This is a genomic window from Natronorubrum amylolyticum, from assembly GCF_052040145.1.
GTDB lineage: Archaea > Halobacteriota > Halobacteria > Halobacteriales > Natrialbaceae > Natronorubrum.
Genome location: NZ_JBPPFW010000004.1, coordinates 337872 through 358699, shown reverse-complemented (window position 1 = coordinate 358699; position 20828 = coordinate 337872). Strand labels below are relative to the sequence as shown.

Annotated in this window: 22 protein-coding genes, 1 tRNA gene and 1 pseudogene; 9 read left to right on the top strand and 15 right to left on the bottom strand. The window is 65.2% G+C overall.

All coding sequences use genetic code 11. The annotated features are described in order from the left end of the window. Positions 1–42: 42 nt before the first annotated feature. Entirely contained in the window at positions 43–1389 is a 1347-nt protein-coding gene (gene hemL, locus ACSFDB_RS17380; RefSeq protein WP_440772168.1) for a glutamate-1-semialdehyde 2,1-aminomutase, read from the bottom strand. Positions 1390–1549: 160 nt separating this feature from the next. Here hemL and ACSFDB_RS17375 point away from each other — a divergent pair, with 160 nt between their 5' ends. After that, positions 1550–2467 (top strand): DMT family transporter, encoded by a 918-nt coding sequence (locus tag ACSFDB_RS17375; RefSeq protein WP_440772167.1) that lies wholly within the window; start codon positions 1550–1552, stop codon positions 2465–2467. A gap of 109 nt (positions 2468–2576) precedes the next feature. Here the strand turns inward: ACSFDB_RS17375 and glnK1 are convergent. From glnK1 to ACSFDB_RS17355, 4 genes and pseudogenes are all read right to left on the bottom strand, one after another. Beyond that, positions 2577–2933 (bottom strand): annotated as a pseudogene (gene glnK1 / locus ACSFDB_RS17370) (nitrogen regulatory protein GlnK1); the annotation flags it as partial. Between the two features lie 569 nt (positions 2934–3502). Continuing rightward, positions 3503–5275 carry an ammonium transporter gene (locus tag ACSFDB_RS17365; protein WP_440772166.1) on the bottom strand — a complete coding sequence of 591 codons (1773 nt, stop codon included), beginning with the start codon at positions 5273–5275 and terminating at the stop codon, positions 3503–3505. A 541-nt stretch (positions 5276–5816) separates the two neighbouring features. Beyond that, positions 5817–6842 carry a porphobilinogen synthase gene (hemB, locus tag ACSFDB_RS17360; protein ID WP_440772165.1) on the bottom strand — a complete coding sequence of 342 codons (1026 nt, stop codon included), beginning with the start codon at positions 6840–6842 and terminating at the stop codon, positions 5817–5819. 112 nt (positions 6843–6954) lie between these two features. Next, a complete protein-coding gene (locus ACSFDB_RS17355; RefSeq protein ID WP_440772164.1) occupies positions 6955–7977 on the bottom strand; it encodes an asparaginase in 1023 nt (340 codons plus the stop codon). Positions 7978–8112: 135 nt separating this feature from the next. On the opposite strand from ACSFDB_RS17355, the gene ACSFDB_RS17350 reads away from it, so the two are divergent. From ACSFDB_RS17350 to ACSFDB_RS17335, 4 genes are all read left to right on the top strand, one after another. Next, the gene (locus ACSFDB_RS17350; RefSeq protein ID WP_440772163.1) at positions 8113–8358 is read left to right on the top strand and encodes a hypothetical protein; all 246 of its coding nucleotides are present in this window, start codon (positions 8113–8115) and stop codon (positions 8356–8358) included. A gap of 8 nt (positions 8359–8366) precedes the next feature. Beyond that, positions 8367–8516, top strand: coding sequence for a hypothetical protein (locus ACSFDB_RS17345; RefSeq protein ID WP_440772162.1), 150 nt, complete (start codon positions 8367–8369; stop codon positions 8514–8516). 63 nt (positions 8517–8579) lie between these two features. Next, positions 8580–9380, top strand: coding sequence for a TrmB family transcriptional regulator (locus tag ACSFDB_RS17340; protein WP_440772161.1), 801 nt, complete (start codon positions 8580–8582; stop codon positions 9378–9380). Between the two features lie 161 nt (positions 9381–9541). Then, the gene (locus ACSFDB_RS17335) at positions 9542–9865 is read left to right on the top strand and encodes a 4Fe-4S dicluster domain-containing protein (RefSeq protein ID WP_006092579.1); all 324 of its coding nucleotides are present in this window, start codon (positions 9542–9544) and stop codon (positions 9863–9865) included. Between the two features lie 61 nt (positions 9866–9926). Here the strand turns inward: ACSFDB_RS17335 and ACSFDB_RS17330 are convergent, their stop codons facing one another. Together ACSFDB_RS17330 and ACSFDB_RS17325 are read right to left on the bottom strand one after the other, a co-directional pair. Next, complete coding sequence (locus ACSFDB_RS17330) at positions 9927–10091, bottom strand: DUF6757 family protein (protein WP_006092578.1); 165 nt, start codon at positions 10089–10091, stop codon at positions 9927–9929. A 61-nt stretch (positions 10092–10152) separates the two neighbouring features. Further along, entirely contained in the window at positions 10153–10935 is a 783-nt protein-coding gene (locus ACSFDB_RS17325; protein WP_440772160.1) for a PHP domain-containing protein, read from the bottom strand. Between the two features lie 168 nt (positions 10936–11103). Here ACSFDB_RS17325 and ACSFDB_RS17320 point away from each other — a divergent pair, with 168 nt between their 5' ends. Further along, positions 11104–11391 (top strand): DUF5789 family protein, encoded by a 288-nt coding sequence (locus ACSFDB_RS17320; protein ID WP_440772159.1) that lies wholly within the window; start codon positions 11104–11106, stop codon positions 11389–11391. A gap of 178 nt (positions 11392–11569) precedes the next feature. Here ACSFDB_RS17320 and ACSFDB_RS17315 read toward each other — a convergent pair whose 3' ends face one another. The 3 genes from ACSFDB_RS17315 to ACSFDB_RS17305 all read right to left on the bottom strand — a co-directional run bounded on the left by ACSFDB_RS17315 (position 11570) and on the right by ACSFDB_RS17305 (position 14777). Further along, the gene (locus tag ACSFDB_RS17315; protein ID WP_440772158.1) at positions 11570–12475 is read right to left on the bottom strand and encodes a cupredoxin domain-containing protein; all 906 of its coding nucleotides are present in this window, start codon (positions 12473–12475) and stop codon (positions 11570–11572) included. A 129-nt stretch (positions 12476–12604) separates the two neighbouring features. Beyond that, positions 12605–13666 carry a zinc-dependent alcohol dehydrogenase family protein gene (locus ACSFDB_RS17310; RefSeq protein WP_440772157.1) on the bottom strand — a complete coding sequence of 354 codons (1062 nt, stop codon included), beginning with the start codon at positions 13664–13666 and terminating at the stop codon, positions 12605–12607. A 103-nt stretch (positions 13667–13769) separates the two neighbouring features. Then, complete coding sequence (locus ACSFDB_RS17305) at positions 13770–14777, bottom strand: DUF5784 family protein (RefSeq protein ID WP_440772156.1); 1008 nt, start codon at positions 14775–14777, stop codon at positions 13770–13772. A gap of 145 nt (positions 14778–14922) precedes the next feature. Between ACSFDB_RS17305 and ACSFDB_RS17300 the strand changes: the two genes are divergently transcribed. Beyond that, positions 14923–15096 (top strand): DUF5786 family protein, encoded by a 174-nt coding sequence (locus ACSFDB_RS17300; protein ID WP_006092572.1) that lies wholly within the window; start codon positions 14923–14925, stop codon positions 15094–15096. 110 nt (positions 15097–15206) lie between these two features. Here ACSFDB_RS17300 and ACSFDB_RS17295 read toward each other — a convergent pair whose 3' ends face one another. Next, positions 15207–16214: a YkgJ family cysteine cluster protein gene (locus tag ACSFDB_RS17295; protein ID WP_440772155.1), complete on the bottom strand. Its 1008-nt coding sequence runs from the start codon at positions 16212–16214 to the stop codon at positions 15207–15209. 94 nt (positions 16215–16308) lie between these two features. On the opposite strand from ACSFDB_RS17295, the gene ACSFDB_RS17290 reads away from it, so the two are divergent. Beyond that, positions 16309–16548: a DUF7561 family protein gene (locus tag ACSFDB_RS17290; RefSeq protein WP_440772154.1), complete on the top strand. Its 240-nt coding sequence runs from the start codon at positions 16309–16311 to the stop codon at positions 16546–16548. Between the two features lie 174 nt (positions 16549–16722). On the opposite strand, the gene ACSFDB_RS17285 is transcribed toward ACSFDB_RS17290, so the two are convergent. Next, positions 16723–16810 (bottom strand) — tRNA-Gly (locus tag ACSFDB_RS17285). Between the two features lie 195 nt (positions 16811–17005). Next, positions 17006–17446: a hypothetical protein gene (locus ACSFDB_RS17280; protein ID WP_440772153.1), complete on the bottom strand. Its 441-nt coding sequence runs from the start codon at positions 17444–17446 to the stop codon at positions 17006–17008. A gap of 243 nt (positions 17447–17689) precedes the next feature. Here ACSFDB_RS17280 and ACSFDB_RS17275 point away from each other — a divergent pair, with 243 nt between their 5' ends. Then, entirely contained in the window at positions 17690–19531 is a 1842-nt protein-coding gene (locus tag ACSFDB_RS17275; protein ID WP_440772256.1) for a helicase C-terminal domain-containing protein, read from the top strand. A 97-nt stretch (positions 19532–19628) separates the two neighbouring features. On the opposite strand, the gene ACSFDB_RS17270 is transcribed toward ACSFDB_RS17275, so the two are convergent. Both ACSFDB_RS17270 and ACSFDB_RS17265 read right to left on the bottom strand, forming a co-directional pair. Beyond that, positions 19629–19751 (bottom strand): hypothetical protein, encoded by a 123-nt coding sequence (locus ACSFDB_RS17270; RefSeq protein WP_281245270.1) that lies wholly within the window; start codon positions 19749–19751, stop codon positions 19629–19631. Positions 19752–19888: 137 nt separating this feature from the next. Beyond that, the gene (locus tag ACSFDB_RS17265) at positions 19889–20806 is read right to left on the bottom strand and encodes a hypothetical protein (RefSeq protein ID WP_440772152.1); all 918 of its coding nucleotides are present in this window, start codon (positions 20804–20806) and stop codon (positions 19889–19891) included. Between the last annotated feature and the right edge of the window lie 22 nt (positions 20807–20828).

Genomic DNA, 20828 nt, shown 5'->3' with positions numbered 1-20828 from the left:
ATTCTCCGTCACTGTCCGTCGATTCGCCGTCGACTCGACGGCTCACAGCGCCTGCTTGTACGCCTCGAGGGTCTCCTCGACGTCGGCTTCGGTGTGCCCGTAGCTGACGAACTGGGACTCGAACTGATTCTGGGAGAGGAAGACGTTCTGTGCCTTCATCTTCCCCCAGAAGACCCGCCGCCAGCGCTCGGTTTCGGCGTTTTTGACGTCGGCTGCGTTCTTCGGACAGTAGTCGTAGCGCGGACAGGTGGGGTTCTGCCGACAGCCCGCGCCGCACTGTTCCTCGAGCGAGTCCTTCCCCGGCCCGTCGCGCGTGAAGATCACCTTGAACATACTCGCGGTGCCCGTCACCGTATAGCTCGGGGCCTGATCGGCGAGGATCTCGGTCAATCCGCTGCGGAGCTGTTCGCCGAGGCCGTCGACGTGGTCGTAGACGTCGTTCTCGGCGGCAAACTGGAGCGTCTCGAGGCCGGCGGCCATCGTCACCGGGTGGCCGGAGAAGGTGCCGGCCTGGAAGACGTCGCCCGACGGGGCGAAGTGTTCGATGATCTCGGCGCGGCCGCCGATAGCGCCGACGGGGAAGCCGCCGCCGATGATCTTGCCGAACGTCGTCAGGTCCGGCGTAACGCCGAACTCGCTCTGGGCACAACCTAGGCCGCCGACGCGGAAGCCCGTAATCACTTCGTCGAAGATCAACAGGGAGTCGTGTTCGTCCGTAATCTCGCGGAGGAACTCGTGGTAGCCCTCTTCGGGGTAGACAATGCCGTAGTTGGCCAGAATGGGTTCCGTGAGGACGGCCGCGATATCGTCGCCGTGCTCGTCGAAGACGTCTCGCATCGCCTCCTCGTCGTTGAACGGCACCGGGAGGGTGTGTTCGGAGAACGACTGCGGGATGCCCGCCGAAGAGGGCCGGGGGTTCTCGGCGTCGCCCTCGACCAGCGTCGACTCCTGGGCGCCGTGGTAGCCGCCCTGCATGACGACGATCTTGTTCCGGCCGGTGTAGCCGCGAGCGAGTCGCACGGCCGACGTCGTCGCTTCGGTTCCCGAATTCACGAATCGGATCTTCTCGACGCTCGGGACGTGGCGGACGACGAACTCCGCGAGGTCGACCTCGACTTCCGTTGGCGTCCCGTACATCGGCCCCTCGCTTGCTTTCTGCTGGATCCCCGCCTGAACGGACTCGGGCAGATCGTGGCCCAACAGGAGCGGTCCGAGACCCATCACCCAGTCGACGTACCGGTTGCCGTCGGCGTCGATGACGTGGCCGCCGTCGCCCTTCCGGACGAAGAACGGATAGGGTTCGATCGCCGCTCGAACCGCCGAGTTCACCCCGCCGGGCATGACCGACAGGGCCCGGTCGTACAGGTCGCGTGAGTTGTCGTCGTTCATATTCGAGCCTTGGCCACGGGACGGGAAAGTAGTACCGAGGTTCGGTCGCCGGCCGATCGTCCGTGCCACCGACCGGAGTCGGTCACTCCTCGCAGCCGCCCGGTTCGAGTCGATCACTACGATTAAGACCGCCGTTCTCTGAGTTGTCGGATACTGTTTCATGCGTCATCGAACAGCGATTACGTTTCTGCTCGTCGGTGCGATCTGGGGAACGTCCTTCCCCGCCGTTCGCGCCGGGGTCGAGGTCATCCCACCCGTCCTGTTCGCCGCCCTTCGATTCGACGCGACGGCGCTGTTGATCCTCGGCTACGCCGCCGCTCGAGGCTATCGTATTCGCCCTCGCGGCGGAGAGTGGGCTGGAATTCTGGCCGGCGGGACGCTATTGATCGCGCTCCACCACGCGCTGTTGTTCGCCGGTCAGCAACACGTCACGAGCGCCGTCGCCGCCGTCGTCGTCGCGACGGTCCCGATTCTGACCGCGGGACTCTCGCGGCTGTTGCTTCCGAGCACGGCGCTCGGCGTGGTCGGGACGATCGGTCTCGGACTCGGATTTGTCGGGACGGCGATCGTTGCCAACCCCGATTTGTCGGACCTCTACACGGCGGAATCGATCGGCGTCGCGCTCGTGTTCGCCGCTGCCGTCGCGTTCGCACTCGGCGCGGTGCTCACCCAGCGGACCCGGACCGACCTCCCGGTCGCGTCCCTGCAGGGGTGGATGATGCTCGTCGGTGCGCCGATCCTTCACGCCGTGAGCCTCTCGCTCGGAGAGCCGCAGTCCGTCGAGTGGACGCCCGCCGCCGTGCTGGCGCTCCTCTACCTCGTCCCCGTCGCCGGCGGCGTTGGGTATCTGCTGTACTTCGACCTGCTCGATCGGATTGGGTCGGTCGAACTCAACCTCGTCAGCTACCTGCTTCCGGTCTTCGCCGCGCTCGTCGGCTGGCTCGCGCTGAACGAGGCGCTCGAGCCGACGACGGTCGCCGGCTTTGCCGTCGTCGCGGTCGGATTCGCACTGATCAAGCGCCGCGCGCTGGTGCGACTCGCCGGGCGTCGATCGCGTCGTTCGAGCGGAGAGGGGTGAGCGGCTACGTCGTCGACCAGGCGGATCGACCCAGGAGAACAGGTCGGCCAGCGGCGATCTGAGCGTTCGGTGACGCACGAAAGAGACGTGGTAGCCTCGAGACCTCCTCTCAGACGGCGTCCGGTCCGGTGTTTCCGGTTCGGACCTGGTAGGCGTCGTCGACCGGGAGGACGAAAATCTTCCCGTCGCCGGGTTCGCCGGTGTTCGCAGCCTCGCCGATCGCTTCGACGACCGCTTCGGCGGGGATGTCGGCGACGACGCACTCGATTTTGACCTTCTGGTGGAGATCGACCGTGTACTCCTCGCCGCGCCACTGTCCTTTCTTCGCGGGCTGGGAGCCGCGTCCGGAGACGTTCGTGACCGTCAGCGACGGGGCCCCGACTTCGGCGAGCGCCTCCTTGGCCGCACCGAGCCGGTCGGGGCGAATGATCGCGGTGATCATCTTGAGTTCGCCGTCGTTGGGTTCGCTCACCTCGAGACACCTCCGTTCGCCGTTACGCTGTCGCCCGCTGCAGGGTCGCTGTCCATGCAACGCCGTTGCTTGGATCGAGCTGTCTGTAGAGTCACATCTAGAGCGGATGGTCCATCCCCACGTAAGGGTTAGCGTCGACGGTCGGCTGCGACCGCCAATGACCCGCCGCAAACGGCCGACGCGTACCGGTTGCCGTGTCCGCGAGACGCCGGTATCGGACCGTTTGGAACCGTCGAAGCTTGCGGCTCGTTGGAACCCTAAACGTCCGATAGCAAGGGAAACGCTGTCGCACACAGCACGTCTCGCTAGTTACTACAGCGGTTCCAGAACTCGGAAGAAGTCGACCGCAAAGAGAACGCACGGCAGATCCAGTGTGAGATGACACGATCGAATCCACAGCGGAACACACTGGTGTCGGTCGCCGAACTCTGTCGGCGATCAGTAACGCTCAGTTCGGAGCGAGCGTCGAGTGCCAGCGCATCGGTTGTCGTGGGTCGCACGAGCACGAGTGTGCCCGCGGAAACGCGTGCTGGCTCGCGTCTCTGACGACCGCGTACTCCTCTTCAGACGGCGTCCGGTCCGGTGTTTCCGGTTCGGACCTGGTAAGCGTCGTCGACGGGCATCACGAAGATTTTGCCGTCGCCCGGCTCGCCGGTGTTGGCGGATTCGCCGATGGCCTCGACGACCTCTTCGGCGGGGATGTCGGCGACGACGCACTCGATCTTGACCTTCTGGTGGAGATCGACCGTGTACTCCTCGCCGCGCCACTGGCCCTTCTTTGCGGGCTGAGAGCCGCGGCCGGAGACGTTCGTGACCGTCAGCGACGGCGCGCCGGTTTCCGCGAGCGCCTTCTTGACCGCACCGAGGCGGTCGGGGCGGATGATCGCGGTGATCATCTTGAGCTCGCCGTCGTTTGGCTCGCCACCGTCCGTACGGATGATCTTATCTTCGCCGCCGTCAGAGCGGAGCTCTGACGAGGATCGCGATTCTCCGAATCGCTCACCACCGTCGGTTGCGACGTCAGGCCCACCGAACTCGGGGTAGGTGTCGACGCCGTGCTCGGCGAGGTCGAGTCCGTCGCGTTCGTGGTCGGGCGTGACGCGTGCCTGACCGATCGCCTTGAACGCGCCCCAGACGGCTGCGGTCGCCACGACCGTCCAGATCGTGATGACCGCGACGCCGATGATCTGGGGAGCGAATGCGCTCGCTTCGATCGAGAGGATGCCGCCGGCGACGACGCCGCCACCGATGGCGGAGCCCTCGAGCGACCAGAGCGGGTAGATGATCAGGCCGAGCATCCCCGCGGTCCCGTGGACCGGGAAGACCGCACAGACGTCGTCGATCTTGAGCTTCTCGTCGACGAACTTGAAGACGATCGGGAGCTGTGCGCCGGCGAGGAAGCCGATCGCGATCGCACCCATCGGGGTAATGAGGTCCGTCGGACCGGTGACGCCGACGAGACCGGCGAGCATGCCGTTCGCGACGTACAGGGTGTCGACTTTTCCGTTCATGAGCAAGGAGACGGACGACGCACCGAGCGCGCCGAGGCCCATCCCGAGTGCGGTGACCATCGCGATGCTCCCGACGTAGTCGAAGTCAGCAAGCTCGAACGTCTCGGGGTTGATGACCGTCGCGGCCGTTCCGACGTTGAAGCCGAACCAGCCGAAACAGAGGATCAGGGTCCCCAGTACGGCGAACGTCATCGAGTGACCGGGGATGATGTTGACGCTGCCGTCGTCGTTGTACTTGTCCATGCGAGCGCCGAGGATCCAGGCGGCGGTCAGCCCGGCGACACCGCCGACGCCGTGGACGACCATGCCGCCCGCGAAGTCGGCGAAGCCGAGGTCGGCGAGAATCGGTGTACCTTCAGGGGCGTACCAGACCATCGCTGCGACCACGGGATAGATGACCGCAGCGAGCAGGAATGTGTACGTAACGTACGCGCGGAGTTTCGCGCGGCCTGCGACTGCACCGGAGACGATCGTCGCGGCGGTCATCGCGAACACCGCGCTGAACAGCCACATCACCCAGTCAAACGATTCCTGTCCGAACATCGTCCACTCGCTGGATTCGCCGCCACCGAGTGCTGCACCGACGTTGTTCGAGAGCCCCATCCCGATGATGAAGAAGACGAAGATGCCGACCGCCCAGGTCAGCATGTTCTTCGTCAGCTGGTTCGCGACGTTCTTCGAGCGGACCTGGCCCGCCTCGAGCATCGCGAACCCGGCGTGCATGAAGAAGATCAGGAACGTCACCGTCAGCGCCCACATCAGGTTCATCCCCGTCGCGATCGACTCGAGATCGGCCGTCTCCTGAAGCGGCACTGCCTCGATCATGCTTGGACCTCCATCGATTCCGCCTTACTACCTGACTTTTGTAGACGTATGTCCACGTGCGAGCTGTTCTGCCTCATGGTTGTCTTCTGAATCACGTCTGGTGCGGATGGACTAGCTGCATATAAGGGTTAGCGTTGATATTCGGCTACTTATCCGGGTGTAATAGGGACAAGCAAACAGATCTAAAGGTGGTTTAATGTGTATAAGGCAATACGATTTGGCGGTTTTTCCGAGCCGTGGTTATATATTCGATCTTTGTACACTGTGAAAAACTCGAGGTCGCTGTCAGTTCCGCAGTCTCGACGTACTATCGGTCCCAACGGGGGGAATACCACTCACGCGCGGCAGATGTTGCCACGCACGTGGCTGGATTTCGACGGGTTGGACATTCGTCAGAATGGTGGCCGAAACGAGCGGTGATCGCCTCGACGACTGGCGTCTCTCGATCCGCGTTTCCGACACCTCATCCCGTTAACGGGTCCGATCCGGACTCTCGAGACGTGTACGGGGCTCCGAGAGACCGAGAGCCGACCGACAGTCGTTACCGATTCTTCGACAGCCCTTCGGCGACGTCTTCCGCGAAGTACGTCAGAATCAGATCCGCTCCCGCACGTTTGATCGACAGCAGCGACTCGAGCGCGACTTCCTCGAGATCCAGCCAGCCCTTCTCGGCGGCGGCGTGGAGCATGGCGTACTCGCCGGAGACGTTGTAGGCGGCGACGGGATGGTCGAACTCCCGGCGGATGTCCGAGACGATGTCCAGATACGGCAGCGCGGGTTTGACCATCAGAACGTCCGCGCCCTGCTCGACATCGAGGCGAACCTCGCGCATGGCCTCGCGCGCGTTCGCGGGATCCATCTGATAGTGCCGGCGGTTGCCGAAGGAGGGTGCGCCGTCGGCGGCGTCCCGGAACGGGCCGTAGAACGCGCTCTCGTACTTCGCGGCGTAGCTCATGATCGGCACGTGCTTGTACCCCTCGCGGTCCAGTCCCTCGCGGATGGCGGCGACCATGCCGTCCATCATCCCGCTCGGCGCGATCATGTCCGCCCCCGCCGCCGCGTGGGAGACGGCGATCCGGTCGAGCGACTCGAGCGTCGCGTCGTTATCGACCGTCAGCGTGGCGCCGTGGTCGTGTGCGCAGCGCTCGCCGTGGCCCTCGCTGCGGAGTTCCTCCTCGAGCGGGCCGCAGTGGCCGTGGTCCGTGTACTCGCAGAGACAGACGTCGGTGATGACGTACGCGTCGGTTTCGGCGGTGATCCGCCGCGTCGCCTCCTGAATCACGCCGTCGTCGGCCCAGGCGCGGGTTCCCTCGGCGTCTTTCGACTCCGGAATCCCGAAGAGCATGACGGCTTCGACGCCGGTCTCGAGCACCTCCTCGACGCGGGCGACGCTCTCCTCGACCGGGACGCGATCGTGACCGGGCATCGACTCGATGGGGAGTCGGCTGTCGGTCGTCGCGTCGACGAAGATCGGGGCGATGAGGTCGGAGGGATCGAGGCTCGTCTCGCTGACGAGCCCGCGAACCCGGTCCTGGCGAAGCCGCCGAGGACGGCGTGTGAGATCCATACGCCAGTATTCGTCGGCGGCTGCAAAAGCGATGCGCTCGACGGCGGAGACGGATCGTCGGGTCGATGGTGACCTGTCGAAACGCGGTGTGAACGCCTACGGACCGGCCAAATCACACGACTGAATCGACGTCTTCGAACGCGTCCCGAACTCGTTCGGTCGCGTTCGGTGTCTCGTCGCCGGCCGCCGACACCGCCAGTGCGGTTCTGACTCTGGCCTTCCAGGCGGGGAGGTCGCCGCCCCTGATCGCGCCCGCCTCGAGCAGCGTCTTCGCGCCGCCGGGGCCGCCGTACAGTCCGGCCGTCGTCCCGGCATAACAGCGCGAGGTGAGCACGACGGGCACGCCGCGGTCGATCGCCCGCTCGAGCGCCGCGCCGAGTTCGCCGGTCGCGTTTCCGAGTCCGGTTCCCGCGACGACGATCGCATCGACGCCCGCGTCCGACTCGAGTGCACACTCGATCTGTCCGCCGCCGACGCCCATCGCGTTCGTGACGAGTTCGACGCGAACCTCGGGATCGACGCGCGCGCCCGGCATGGGTGCCGAGTAGCGACCCGGTTCCCGCAGGAACCGAACCCCGTTCGGCGTGCGTTCCGCGATCGGGCCCGCGCTGGGCGAGTCGAAGGTCTCGAGTTTGCTCGTGTGGCCCTTGACGACCCACCGAGCGGCGTGGACGCTGTCGTTGAACGCGAGATAGCTTCCGCCCGCTTCCCGGACCCGGTCGTGTGCCGCGGCTCGAACGGCCGTCAGCAGATTCGTCGGTCCGTCCGTGCCCAACTGGTCGAACGGTCGCTGTGCGCCCGTAAAGACGACCGGGATTTCGGCGTCGACGACCACGTCGGTGTAGTAGGCGGACTCGGCCATCGTATCGGTACCGTGGGTGACGACGACGCCGACGGCGCCCTCGCTCGCGGCGCGTTCGACCGCATCGACGATCTCCCCCGCGTTCTCGAAGGTCATCTGGAATCCCGAAACCTGACAGACGTCGTCGACGTCGATCTCGGCGTGGTCGGCGATCTCCGGGACGGCATCGACCAGGTCGTCGCCGGATACCGAGGGCGTCTTTCCGGCGTCGTCCTCGCTCGAGGTGCTCGCGATCGTTCCGCCGGTGCTGACGATTCTGACGTGTGGCTGCATACCCGTTCGTGAACGCGAGAGCGGAAGTGTCTGTCCGGTTCGGCCGACCGATCGACGTGACCGTCGCGCGTGACGGGGCGATAGGGGCTCCGAACTCTCGAGGCGGCCGCTACCGGACGCGGTACCTCAGCGACCGTGATCGGTGACGAGCAGCCGATCGGACTCCTCGCCGACCCCTTCGACTGGGGAGTGGCCTTCGGCGTTCTCGCCGGGTTGCTCGTGCCGGTGTTCGTCGCACTCGTCGCGAACCAGGCGCGCTCGGCTACTGACTCGCAGTTGGCCCCCGAGGACGGGTTCGCTCTGGACTGTTGTTACGGTCGGAGTACGTCCCCGCCCACTTTGCACGAACTCACACTCCGCTTATACGATCCGGTGGCGTAACTCGGGCGATGACAGCACAGCCACGGCGGAAGGGTGCGGCGCGTTGTGAGAGTTGTGGCAGGGCGTTGGCGGTCTGGCTCGTCTCGGACGAGGTACGACCGATCGGGAGCGCCGACGGCTGTCCCTGCGGTAGCTCCTCGTTCACCGTTTTCGACTGATCTCTCGACGGACACGGCGGGAGAAAGCCGCGCCTTTTCGTGAGTCCTCGTCCTCTTTCGACCGTGTCCGACGCCGAGGAAGCGGTCAAGACGCTCACTGAACTCGGATTGACGCAGTACGAGGCCCGCTGTTTCGTGGCGCTCACCCGTCTTTCGACTGGGACCGCAAAGGAGATCAGTCAGGTCGCGGACGTTCCTCGCTCGCGCGTATACGACACGATCGAACGGCTCGAGAAGAAGGGACTCGTCGACGTCCAGCAGACCGAGCCCCGCGAGTACAAGGCCGTCTCGGTCGAGACGGCGTGTCGCCGAATTCGCGAGGACTACGACTCCCGGATCAACGCCGCCGAGAACGCCCTCGGCCAACTCGAGGAGCCGGCGTCTCGGGACGACGAGGGGATGTGGGCAATCTCGCAGAAAGAACACGTCAGCGAGCGGGTCGTCACGTTCCTCGAGGACGCCGAGGAGACCGTCCACTATCTCCTCTCGGCGACCGAAGTGGCCGATCAGTCGATTCTCGACGGCCTGCAAGCCGCCGTCGATCGCGGCGTGTCCGTCTACGTCGAACTCCCGACCGACGACGATTACGAGGCGTTTTCCGAGCGGGTTTCGGGTGCGAACGTCGTCGTGGCCGAGGATTTGCAGTCGACGAATGAGGTGTACGCCGAGTGGCCCGGACAGCTTCTCATGGTCGATCAGCAGGCCGTCGTCGCCAGCGGGGTCACGGAGAGCGATCTTCCCGACGTGGTCAACGAAATGGCCATCTGGACGTACGGCCGCGACCACGGGTTGGCCGTCTGGATGCGCGAACTACTCGACGGCCGATTCGCGGGACGCGACGAGGATCGAGCGCTAGACGACTGAGAGGGCGCGTTCGACGAGTAGGCGATCGAACGTTCGTCGAAATCCGTCCGTTGGAGCGTGTCTCGTGACACTGAATGCCCGACATCGATGCGGTCCGCCCTTCTCGTCGTCCCACAGGTGTATACTTTTAAGTGCGAGCCGCTCGTTTCAGTCTGCTAGCAATGGCCATAGATCCACAGTTTACCGAGAATCGCGACAAAGTCGACGAACACAACGGGCACGCCGTCTGGGGTCCCGTCGACGAACCGGAGGAACTCGGCATCCACGGCACCCACGTTGCGGTCGATTTCGACCTCTGTATCGCCGACGGCGCCTGTCTCGAGGACTGTCCCGTCGACGTCTTCGAGTGGGTCGACACCCCGGGTCACCCCGAGAGCGAGGAGAAGGCGGATCCTGCGAAGGAGGCCCAGTGTATCGATTGTATGCTCTGCGTGGACGTCTGTCCGGTCGACGCGATCGACGTGGACGCCGGTCGAACGGCCTGAGTCGACCGCGTCGTCCGGTTCGGCGGCGGATACTGTGACTCGACTGTACGCGGAGCGTGCGTTACTCGGCTCGATCGACGTCGACTTTCTCCTTCAACGTCTCCAGCCCGTCGGCTTCGGCGAGTTCCTGGAGGCGCTCGCGGAAGTGGTCCTCGCAGAGACCGACCTTGAGGCCTTCGGATTCGGCGGCGAAGGCGGCCTCGCGGTCACAGTAGTGGCAGTTCATACTCGCGCTTTGGCACCACGATGCATTGAACCCTCCGCTATCGGCCAAGATTGTGTCGCAGTTACGACAACTCTAACCGCTCGTACTCGCGTCGCGAGAGGCCGTCGATCCCGAGCTCGCGGTCGTGTGCATCGGTTCCGCCGGTCACCAGCAGCTCGTTGCGCTCGATCGCCTGCTCGACGAGACGGCGATCGATGTCGGCGTGTCCGTAGGGGTAGTGTAACTCGACGGCCTCGAGGTCGGGATCGGCCGTCAGCGCGAGCGCGGCGTCGGGATCGCGATACCGCAGCGGATGGGCCAGCGAGACGAGGCGACACGACGCGGTGAGCGCCGCCAACCCCTGCTCGAAGGTGGGCACGTCACGCGGCACGAAACAGGGGTCGCCGTAGCCGATGAGCCGATCGAACGCGTCTTCGTAGCTGTATTCGACGTCGGGATGGTCGTCGATCGCCCGCGCGACGTGCGGTCGGCCGAACCCGTCGTCGACGGTGACGCCGAGATCGACGCCGAGTCGCGTCTCGACGCAGTCGACGATCGCCTGCCCGCGCTCGACCCGGTTTGCCTGGATTCGGTCGACCACTCCCTCGAGATCGCCGGTCGACTCGACGCCGTACCCCAGCAGGTCGACGCGCTCGCCGTGGGGCGTCTCGACGCGGAGTTCGATTCCGCTGACGAGCGTCACGCCCTCGCGTTCGACCACCGGCTCGTCGAACGGCTGCACCCGATCGTGGTCCGTCACCGCGACGACCGCGACGCCCGCTCGGTCGGCGGCGGCTGGTACCTCCTCGAGGTCGAGGCTCCCGTCCGAGCGCGTCGTATGGACGTGCAAATCGGCGTACGGCATATCACTCGAGTCGACGGCCGGTGCTCGTAAAGTCGTTTCTTCCGACCATCTTCGAGAGACGGTAACACACGATCTATAATGAACATCTAGGACCTCTAGGTCTACAGTGGGGCTAGAGAACGTATATGGACAATGTTTATAATTATCGTTCACAGTAGTTAGCGTGTAATGCTGCTCAATGGCACCGGCGACGTCATCGACGACCACGAGTATCCCGCCACGACCGAGGAGATGATCGAACAGTATGGCGATCGAACCCTCGAACTTCCAAACGGGTCCGAGACGGTCGCGGATGTACTCGCCCGCCTCGAGTCCGAAACCTTCGAGTCCCCGGAGGAGGCCCGATTCGCCGTCTACGGCGCCGTGAGCGACAAGGCGATCGGCCGCGTCGGCTACAGCGACCGCGACCCGACCCCGGTCGGGAGCCCGTACGCGCCCGACGCCGTTTCGTTCTAACCGTTCGACCGACGATTTTCGCGCCGCCTTCTCGCCCACCTCACTCGTACAGTCCCATCTCTCCGTCTCAGTCGTCAAAGAACGGAACGGGTCGTGTTCTCGCACACGACCCGACGTGTTTCGTGCGCGACCTCGATCGGTTCGTGCGAGCTGACGGGTTCTGCCGCTCGTACCGATTTTAGAGCACGAGTTGTTTGTTCGCGTCGTCGATCTCCTCCCAGGAGACCACCTCCACCTCGAGGATTCGCTCGGGCTCGAGCGCCGAGTCGCCGAGGACGGTCAGCGCGGCGCCGACCGGCGGTCGGAGTTCGGGGCCCTCCCCCTCCGCGTCGTCCTCGCCCGGCTCTGCTTCGTCTCCGTTCGGCCCGTTTCCGTGACCGTTGTCGCCGTGGTCGTGCGGGCCGTCTTCGTGATCGTCGCCGTGGTCGGGGGGACCGTTGCCGTCGCTCGGCATCTCTCCGTTATCGTCGCCCGGATCCCGCATTGGCTCGGGCTCGGGAACCGGCTCCGCACCGGGGCCCGTCGCCTCGCCCGCGACGATCCGAATCACGTGGCCGAAGATCTCGTGCGGGCCGCAGTGCATGTCGTACACGCCCGCCTGCTCGAACGTGTAGAGCCAGTAAGCGTTCACCGGCAACACGGGCGAGGAAAACGGCGGGACGTCGTCCGGAACCCGCGGCAGCTGTCCCTGTGCGGGGTGGTACGCCGTCACGGTGTGGTGGGGCGTGACGAGTCTGAACTGGACGGTGTCGCCCGGCTCGACGTACAGCCCCGTCGGCTCGAAGAAGAACTCCGGAATCTCGTGATCCTCGCGGGGTTGGATCATTGCGTCGACGACGTGATCCGGTTCGATCGGCGGATCGACGTCCATCTCGAGCGCCGCGAAGCCGAAAACGGGGTGGATCCCATCGCCGGACTGGTCCGGCGGAACTGCCTCGTGCTCCGGTGTGGAACCGGCAGCGACCGCGCTCGGTCCTAGCGTCAGTGCTGCGCTCGCACCCAGTACCTGCAACAGCCGTCGCCGATCGATCCCCGGCGTAATCGGTGCTATATCTGCGTCTCTGGAGTCGTACTCTCCCTTCATGGGGAGTATTACTTCGACGGGTATGGAGATAAACGTGCTACTCGGTACCACGTGACTATCTGGGGCGGAGATAGCTGTAGTCGTCCCGACCGTCGGTCCCCGTCGAACGGGGCGACCGCGGGCTCCCGCTCAGAACTCGTCGATGACCGGAATACCGACCGTCTCGTAGTCGGTCATCGCCGCGAGTTTGTCGCTGACGTCCTCGAGTCCGATCGTCTCCGAGACGACTTTTTCGGGCTCGAGTTTCCCCGTCGAGACCATCCGAAAGATCTCGTCGTAGCGCGTCGGCGGCATGCCCAGCGAGCCGATGAACTCGATCTCCTGCATCGTCATCGCGTCGGTCGGCAGGTGGACCATCCCCTGTTCGTCCTGGGTCGTGAGTCCGACCTGAATGTGCTGGCCGTGGGCGTCGAGGCTGAGCACGGAGTTCTGGCAGGTCGTCGCGATGCCGAGGGCGTCCATCGAGACGTTCGCGCCGCCGTCCGTGATCGCCTGCACTTCGCCGGGAACGTCCTCGATGTCGGCGGCGTTGACACCCTCGACGGCGCCGAGTTCGCGGGCTTTCTCGAGTTTGTCGTCCGTCAGGTCGACGGCGACGACGTTCGCGCCGAGTGCGTCGGCGATGTGGACCGCCGAGAGGCCGACGCCCCCGCAGCCGTGGACGGCGACCCAGTCGCCCGCACCCACGTCGGCGCGGTGGGCCAGCGCGTGGAACGAGGTCATGAACCGGCAGCCGAGCCCGGCCATGTCGACCGACGAGACGCCGTCCGGCAGCTGGACCAGGTTGTGGTCGGCGACCGGGACGTGGAGCTCTTCCGCGAAGGCTCCCTGTACCTGTTCGACGAAGCCAAGCGGCATCACGTTCTCGCAGATGTTCGAGTGTCCGCGCTGACAGCGTCGACAGCTTCCGTCGCCGAGGTTGAACGGAACGGCGACGTGATCGCCTTCGCTCACGCTCTCGACCTCGTCGCCGACGGCGACGACCCGACCGGCGGGTTCGTGGCCGAGAATCTGTCCGATCGGGGTCTCGAGATCGAGCCACTCCCAATCGCCCTGCCAGCCGTGCCAGTCGCTCCGACAGACGCCGCAGGCTTCGACTTCGACGACTGCACCTTCGGGATCCGGATCCGGTGCGTCGACGTCTTCGATCGAGAGCGGTTCGCCGTGTTCCTCGAGTACTGCGGCTCGCATACTATGATGGTTGATACCGCACACCAAATACGTGTCTCTACACTCACAGATCGATGAGACTCGTACTCGAGAGAATGCGTCGAGAGCGGTACCGTCCCTCGCGTCAGTTCAACAGGTCGACCGCGTCCTCGAGGTCCAGCGGGACCGATCCCTTCTGGTAGCCCTCGACGTGGCCGTTCGGGCGGGCGCGATAGACGACGGCGGGGCGGTGTCGGACGTCGGGTTGCTCGCCGCGGACGGCGTTCCAGGCGTCGTCGCGAAAACTCGAGCAGTCGACGAAGAGGACCGCGCCGCCGCCGTGTTCGGCGAGTTGGCCGTTGGTCTTGGTCTCGGCGGTGTCGCGAACGGCGGCGACGGGGCCCGACGCCGCCCGGTTCGCCGGCGGTTGCGGTCGGGTCACTTCGACGAGGACGTTCGTCTCTTCGTCTTCGGCCCGGAAATCCAGCGAGTGCCCGGTCGTGACCTCGATCTCGGGGACGACGTCGTAGCCGGCGTCGCTGAGGATCTTTGCGGCGATGAACTCGCCCATCGAGGCGCTCATGCGCACGCGGTCGACGTGATCGCTGGTCCCTAACTTGCCGGACATGACGTGTCGGTACTCGTCGAGGACGCCCGTTTTGAAGAAGTCCTCGAAGAACCGCGTCGTCTCGCGCCGTCCGGCGTCGGGGAAGCCGGCGGCGTGCTCGCGGAAGAAGGCTCGCGTCGATTCGCGGCCGTCTTTCGACATGAAGACGGGCAGGAAGTACCACGAGAGATGCGGGTAGTCGGCGAGCCACGGGTCCTCCTCGTAGAGCGTCGCCAGCAGTTCGCGCTGGGTCCACCGGGAGACGTGGTAGGGAACCTCCCGCCAGCCGAACTTGTCGGTTCGCCACAGCGAGGAGGGCGTTTCGGTGTTGCCCATCCAGTAGGCCTCCGCGTCGTTTCGCGCGAAGAGGGCGACGTCGCCGTTTTGCATCTCGAAGCGATGCGTCTCCCAGTCGGCGCCGATCTCGAATCGCGGTGGGACTGCACGCGCTCCGATATTCGATCGAAGCGGCTGCAGAATCTTCTGTCGAACGTTCTGTTCGCTCCACGTCGAGGGCGAATACCGAAAGCGAAGCGGCCGTGCCACACCCTCGTTTCGGTGTGGGAGTGCATACGTGTTACGTGTCTGCGCGGAATTCGAGCCGGGATCCTTCTCTTCGGCGAAGGGGAAAGCGGGAGGTGAGGGACCGTTACATTAATGTATGTCAGCCACCAACATGTGTGTACTTACCATGTCAATGGGTGCCTATGACGAAGATGAGCACGAGCGCCGCGAGCAGCAAGCCTCGAAGGTCGACACCGATTTCGACGACGAGCGGACGATTTACCACGGTAAAGTCGAGTACGATTCGGGCGAGTCGGCCGAGGAACTGCTCGATCAGTTCGAACGGATGAAGTCGGACTGACGCCGCGGCGCTCGTTCTCCCGCTCTCATCGCTGCGAGCGACGGCCATCCCACAGCTATCGCGTAAGCCGATCGCAGGGCGTCGAAAGCTGCAAATCCGGCTCCGCCGCGTCACTCGAGTGCGTCCCAGCCCGGCGTCGCCGGCGCTCCGCGAGCCTCCTCGATGTCGGCTGCGACTGCCGGTGAGGGAACCGTCTCTCCTGCGGTCCGATGTCGCTGTTCCCACTCCCGGATCGCCGGACCGACCCACGATTCGACGCGGGTGTCGTCGGAGCCGTCGGCCGAACCGCGCGTGTCGCCGGAGCCGTCGACTGAATCGTCGTCGGCACCTGCCGCTTCGAGCGCCCGCTCTTTCCCCCAGTCGTAGTGATAGTCCGAAGTCACGAGCGTGCCGGGACTCGAGGCCGCGGCGACGGCGAGACACTCCGCGCGATCCTCGTTCGTTAGCTTGCCGGCGGCTGTCCGGTCGATGATGCCCTCGAGCGCTTCGGGTCGGGGATGAGTGAAGAGCTTCGCGCCGAGGGCCTGCGTGCCGAGCAGCAGTCCGTCGAGTTCCGCGGGCACGTCGTCTTCGAGCAGACGCTGGCCCCCGAACGCGGCTTCGACGCGTTCGCACTCGGTCTCCTGCTCGAGCGCGAGGTTGTGCGCCGGATAGGACCCGCACTCGTCGGGGAATCGGTCGTCGCCGTGGATGCGACACTGCAGCGTCTCGGGGTCGAGGAAGACGCAGGCCGGGAGCCACGCGGGTTCCTCGCGGTCGAAGGGAGCGACCGGTTTCGGCGGTTTTCGCAGGCCGACGAAGAAGACCGGGCGGTCGGCGACGGCGGCGACGCTGCGGCCGTCGATCTCGACTCCCTCGCCCGCGTCTCGAGCGCGCCAGAACCGCGGCGTCAGCGCGGGGGCCATCCCCGCCTCGAGAAACGATCGAATTTCGTCCCGGGTCAGGGCGACGAAGTTCGTGTCGTCGTCGAAGGGGACCCGCGTTTCGGTAGCGTCACCGTTGGCGTCGGTATTGAGTCGGGCACGACGGCGTCGACGGGCCGTCCCGTCCGTCTCGGCGTCGTAAAACGGTCGCCAGTTCAGACAACAGCCGGCACAGCCCTCGCAGTTCACCTCCATGTCCGACGGTAGCACGACGGAACATATATACTGTTCACCGGCACGAAACCGGTCCGGGGGAACGACTTTCACCGTTCGGCACCCAGCGGTGGGTATGGCACGGGACTCCTGTGACGGCTGCGGCCGGACGGTCACGGTCGCCGGCGGCATCGCCAACCTCTGGACGTTCGGCGACGGCGGCGAGGGGACGGCGATGACGCTCGAGTTCGCGGACGGAACGGCGCACCTGCTGTGTTATCCCTGTATCGAGGTGATCCCCGACGAGCCGACCGCCGAGGACGTCGACCGACTCGAGCAGGTCGACGAGGAGACCTCGCGGCTCGGGGCGGCCTAATCGTTCTGTTCCTCGGCTGCTCTCGCGGCCAAAAAATCGTGTGGAGTCTGCGGTCGGACGGCGCTGGTACGTGAGTATGAGCGCGACGCAGTAGCTCGGGAGAGCCGTTCGCCGGCCGACCGCACCTGTCGCGTGAGCTACGACCGCCCTCACTGCGGCACCGATTGCCGCGAGCGGAAGGGGTGGGATTCGAACGCCACGAGGCACGTTGCCGCCGCGGGCCGGATGGCACCGCGGTGCTCTACCGCTAAGCGACCCTTCCGTGCTTACGTTCGACGGCCGAGTTCGTCTTTGTAATCGGGCGACTACCCTCGCTCGCTCGATCCTAATCCGGACGTAGCATCGGTTTCGAACCCGATACTATTCAGTCGCCGTGACCGCATCCGACCCGGTAGACGAGGGCTACTGGTGCGTTAGGATTCCCAAGAATAGGGGGCAACGTCGGCCGTCGACTCGACTATTGAGAACTCCTCACCGACGACGAGCCCGTCGAACTGGAAGGACTCGCCCAGCCGCGATTCGATGGTCTCCTCGCGCCCGCGGTCGTCCGATACCACACACTCGTAGCGTCCCGGCGAACGTAGGCGTGCTCGACGTTCATCGCGTCCTCGAGCAGGAAACGACCGGTCGCGGTGTAGCCATCGGCCTCGAGTGCGGCGTCGATCTCACACCGTACGGGGTTGGGGAACGAGTCGTCGGAAATGAGCAACCGGCCACACATCTCGTAGCTCCCTGTTGCATCACAGGTCGTCTCCGGGGTTCCGTCGGCGGCCTCGGCACGCGGAGCGTCGACATCGTCGCGCGGCTCGTCGGCAACGATGTCGTCGCTGCTACCGAGACAGCCGGTCGACACGACCGTCCCCGAACCGACCGCGGCAAGGAGCGTGCGTCGTTTCACGACCGGATATCAACCAGTCGAGATATGTGTCTTGAGATAACTCAAAGCCCGGTTTCAGCTACCGGGGAACCGCTCCGTGAGTCCGTCGTCCGTTCGAGCGGCGACGACACACGGGTTCGCGACGAAACGGCCGAAAACGACGGTCGTGGAACCCGCCGCTCGAGCGACGACTCGCGCGTTCGGGATCTCATCTCGAGCGACGGTTCGCAGCCTTTAGGACGCGGCCGGTCCGTGAGTCGAACGGTGAATCCCGAGCGGATCTTCGAGGAGTTCCCCGCGCCGAGCTACCGCGGGGCCCAGGAGCAAGCCCTCCGAGACATTCGCGACGCGTTCGCGGCCGGCAACGACGTCGTCTTAGTTCGCGCGCCGACGGGCAGCGGCAAGTCTCTGCTGGCCCGCGCCGTCGCCGGCTGTGCACGCCACGTCGAGAACAGCGACCCCAGCGACGCGACGGGCGCTTACTACACGACGCCGCAGGTCTCGCAGTTAGACGACGTCGCGGCCGACGATCTGCTGTCGGACCTGAACGTCATCCGCGGGAAATCGAACTACAGCTGTATCCTCCCGGACGAGCGCAACACGCCGGTCAATCAGGCCCCCTGCGTCCGCGAGCGGGGCTACGACTGTTCGGTCAAACACCGCTGTCCGTACTTTTCGGATCGAGCGATCGCCTCGAACCGGTCGATCGCGGCGATGACGCTCGCCTACTTTATGCAGACCGCGGGCAGTGAAGTGTTCCGCACGCGCGACGTCGTGGTCATTGACGAGGCCCACGGGCTCGCCCAGTGGGCCGAGATGTACGCGACCATCCAACTGGGCCCGCGAACCGTGCCGTTCTGGGACGACCTCCGCGTCCCCGAGGTCGACTCCCTCGACCGCGCGGTGCGCTACGCGGAGAACCTCGCTCAGATCTGCGGCCGCCGGAAGGACGACCTGCTCTCCCAGGACTCGCTGTCGCCCGCGGAGGTGCGCGAGCGCGACCGCCTCCAGGAACTCATCGGCGAACTCGACTGGTTCGTCTCGGACTACCGCGATCCGGAGAGTCCGACGACGTGGCTGGTCGATCAGTCCGAACCCTCGAGCGCCCGCGTCGAGAGCCGCGACGACGACGACGAGCCCGCGGGCGGCCCCCTCACGATCAAGCCGATGAGTCCCGAGAAGTACCTCAAACACACGGTCTGGGACCGCGGCAACAAGTTTGCGCTGCTGTCGGCGACGATCCTCAACAAGGACGCCTTCTGCCGACAGGTCGGGCTGAACCCCGACAACGTCGCGCTGGTCGACGTCGAGCACACGTTCCCGGTCGAGAACCGGCCGCTGTACGACGTCACGCAGGGGAAGATGACCTACGAGCACCGGTCGGAGACGACGCCGAAGATCGCCCGGACGATCGTTCGGCTCATGCAACACCACCCCGACGAGAAGGGGCTGGTCCACGCCCACTCCTACGACATACAGGAGCGACTCGCCGACATGCTCTCCGACTTCGGCGTCGGCGACCGAGTTCGGACCCACGACCGCGACGGCCGCGACGCCGCACTCGACGGCTGGAAGGCCAGCGACGACCCCGACGTCTTCCTCTCGGTGAAGATGGAGGAAGCGCTCGACCTCAAAGGCGATCTCTGCCGGTGGCAGGTGCTCTGTAAGGCCCCCTTCCTCAACACGGGCGACTCGCGGGTCGCCCACCGACTCGAGGAGGGTCAGTGGGCCTGGTACTACCGCACCGCCTTGCGAACCATCATCCAGGGCTGCGGACGGGTCGTCCGCGCGCCGGACGACTACGGGGCGACGTATCTGGCGGACTCGAGTCTGCTCGACCTGTTCGAACGCGCACGCACGGACATGCCCGACTGGTTCGAAGAACAGGTCGATCGGCTGTCGGAACCCGACTTACCCGAGTTCCAGCCGCGGGCGGCGCTCGCCGACAGTGGTGGTGCTGGCGGGAGTAACACGACACCGAAAACGAACGAGACCGACACATCGACGACGGACGAACGGTCGCGGAACCGCTCGCGTTCCCGACGGTCGGGTCGCGGCTCATCGTCCTCGAGTCCGCTGGCCGACGTCTGGGACACGGACGGCTAGAAATAGGCGTTCATCGCTCGAGAACCGAGTGTCGGTTCGGGTCGTAGCCCTTCCGTCGAGCGCTCTCTCGACTGGCTGGAAGGCGAACGCGATGCACTCAGAACGCGGCGAGTGCGCCCCACGCGATCATGGAGGTGATCATGAGGAACGCGAAGCCGAGCGCGATGAACTGGTTCTTGTCCATACGTAGTTCAATTCTCCCCGCCGTTATGAATGTCACGCCCGGCGTCGGCCGAGGAGCGGTCTGAACCCGGCGAGAGGGGAGAGAGGCGATTCATACGGGTTGCTGTACCGATGCACCGGTGGGACCGCAGGACGGACCGCGGTCCTGCCGGAACTGACTTACAGCAGACAGTATCAGCGACGGTTCTGACGGACGGTTACGCCGACCAGTACAGCGAGCACCGTTCCGATCGTGAGGGCGAGACCGAAGCCTGGCAATCCATCACTATCGTCGGCGTCGTCTGCGCCGTTTTCGTCGTCGGCGCTCTCTCCGTCGTCGGCGTCGGTCTCGTCGTCGCTGTTGTCGTCACTGCTGTCCGTGTTGTCGGCGTCCTCATCCATGCTGTCGGTGTCGTCGTCCGTGCCGTCAGTGTCATCTGCGCCATCTCCATCGTCGGTGTCTGTCTCACCGTCTTCAGCGGTATCGTCGACACCGTTTCCATCACCGTCCGCTGTCTCATCGCTCTCGGTTTCGGTCGTATTCGTGCTACCGTCGGCTCCGTCGCCGACACCACCGCTTCCGCCGCCACCTGGGACCGTCCCGCCCGCTGATGAGTCGTCGGTTTCGCCGATGACTTCGCCGTCGCTGTCCGTGACCAACGAATCGTCGTCGACGAACTCGAGTCCCGAGAGCCCGTCCTCACCGACGGTCATCGTCACCGCCGCGAGCGTCGGTTCGTCGACGCTCTCCGCGCCGACGTTCGACTGGGTCAGGAACACGTGCCCGGTGTCGGAGTCGTCGGAGTGATAACTAACTCCCCCTAACTCTTCGAACTCGACGCTCTCGACACTCGCGTCGGCCGGTGTGTAGCTCAGGTTTGCCTGAAAGCCAGCGGTGTCCGCGGCGGTCGACGATACCGTCACCGTCACGGTGTCGTCGCTCGAGTCGGTCACCTCGACCGCCAGCGTTTCGTCCGCGCCGGTCGTCAGTAGTTCGCCGTGTGAGCCGCTGTCGGCGGTCGTTGCGTGTGCGCCAGCCGCCATCGCCGTCGTCGCGAAGACGACCGCCATGGCGAGGACGAGGAGTCGCTTCAGTGATCTCGTATCTGTCATTATGTTGATCTTGTCTGCAAAT

Coding starts and splice junctions, on each gene's coding strand:
- ACSFDB_RS17310 (WP_440772157.1), bottom strand. CDS start 13,666: ATGCGAGCCGCAGTACTCGAGGAACACGGCGAACCGCTCTCGATCGAA.
- ACSFDB_RS17355 (WP_440772164.1), bottom strand. CDS start 7,977: ATGCAGCCACACGTCAGAATCGTCAGCACCGGCGGAACGATCGCGAGC.
- ACSFDB_RS17300 (WP_006092572.1), top strand. CDS start 14,923: ATGTCAATGGGTGCCTATGACGAAGATGAGCACGAGCGCCGCGAGCAG.
- ACSFDB_RS17365 (WP_440772166.1), bottom strand. CDS start 5,275: ATGATCGAGGCAGTGCCGCTTCAGGAGACGGCCGATCTCGAGTCGATC.
- ACSFDB_RS17325 (WP_440772160.1), bottom strand. CDS start 10,935: ATGCCGTACGCCGATTTGCACGTCCATACGACGCGCTCGGACGGGAGC.
- ACSFDB_RS17320 (WP_440772159.1), top strand. CDS start 11,104: ATGCTGCTCAATGGCACCGGCGACGTCATCGACGACCACGAGTATCCC.
- ACSFDB_RS17265 (WP_440772152.1), bottom strand. CDS start 20,806: ATGACAGATACGAGATCACTGAAGCGACTCCTCGTCCTCGCCATGGCG.
- ACSFDB_RS17315 (WP_440772158.1), bottom strand. CDS start 12,475: ATGAAGGGAGAGTACGACTCCAGAGACGCAGATATAGCACCGATTACG.
- hemB (WP_440772165.1), bottom strand. CDS start 6,842: ATGGATCTCACACGCCGTCCTCGGCGGCTTCGCCAGGACCGGGTTCGC.
- hemL (WP_440772168.1), bottom strand. CDS start 1,389: ATGAACGACGACAACTCACGCGACCTGTACGACCGGGCCCTGTCGGTC.
- ACSFDB_RS17295 (WP_440772155.1), bottom strand. CDS start 16,214: ATGGAGGTGAACTGCGAGGGCTGTGCCGGCTGTTGTCTGAACTGGCGA.
- ACSFDB_RS17335 (WP_006092579.1), top strand. CDS start 9,542: ATGGCCATAGATCCACAGTTTACCGAGAATCGCGACAAAGTCGACGAA.
- ACSFDB_RS17330 (WP_006092578.1), bottom strand. CDS start 10,091: ATGAACTGCCACTACTGTGACCGCGAGGCCGCCTTCGCCGCCGAATCC.
- ACSFDB_RS17375 (WP_440772167.1), top strand. CDS start 1,550: ATGCGTCATCGAACAGCGATTACGTTTCTGCTCGTCGGTGCGATCTGG.
- ACSFDB_RS17345 (WP_440772162.1), top strand. CDS start 8,367: ATGACAGCACAGCCACGGCGGAAGGGTGCGGCGCGTTGTGAGAGTTGT.
- ACSFDB_RS17290 (WP_440772154.1), top strand. CDS start 16,309: ATGGCACGGGACTCCTGTGACGGCTGCGGCCGGACGGTCACGGTCGCC.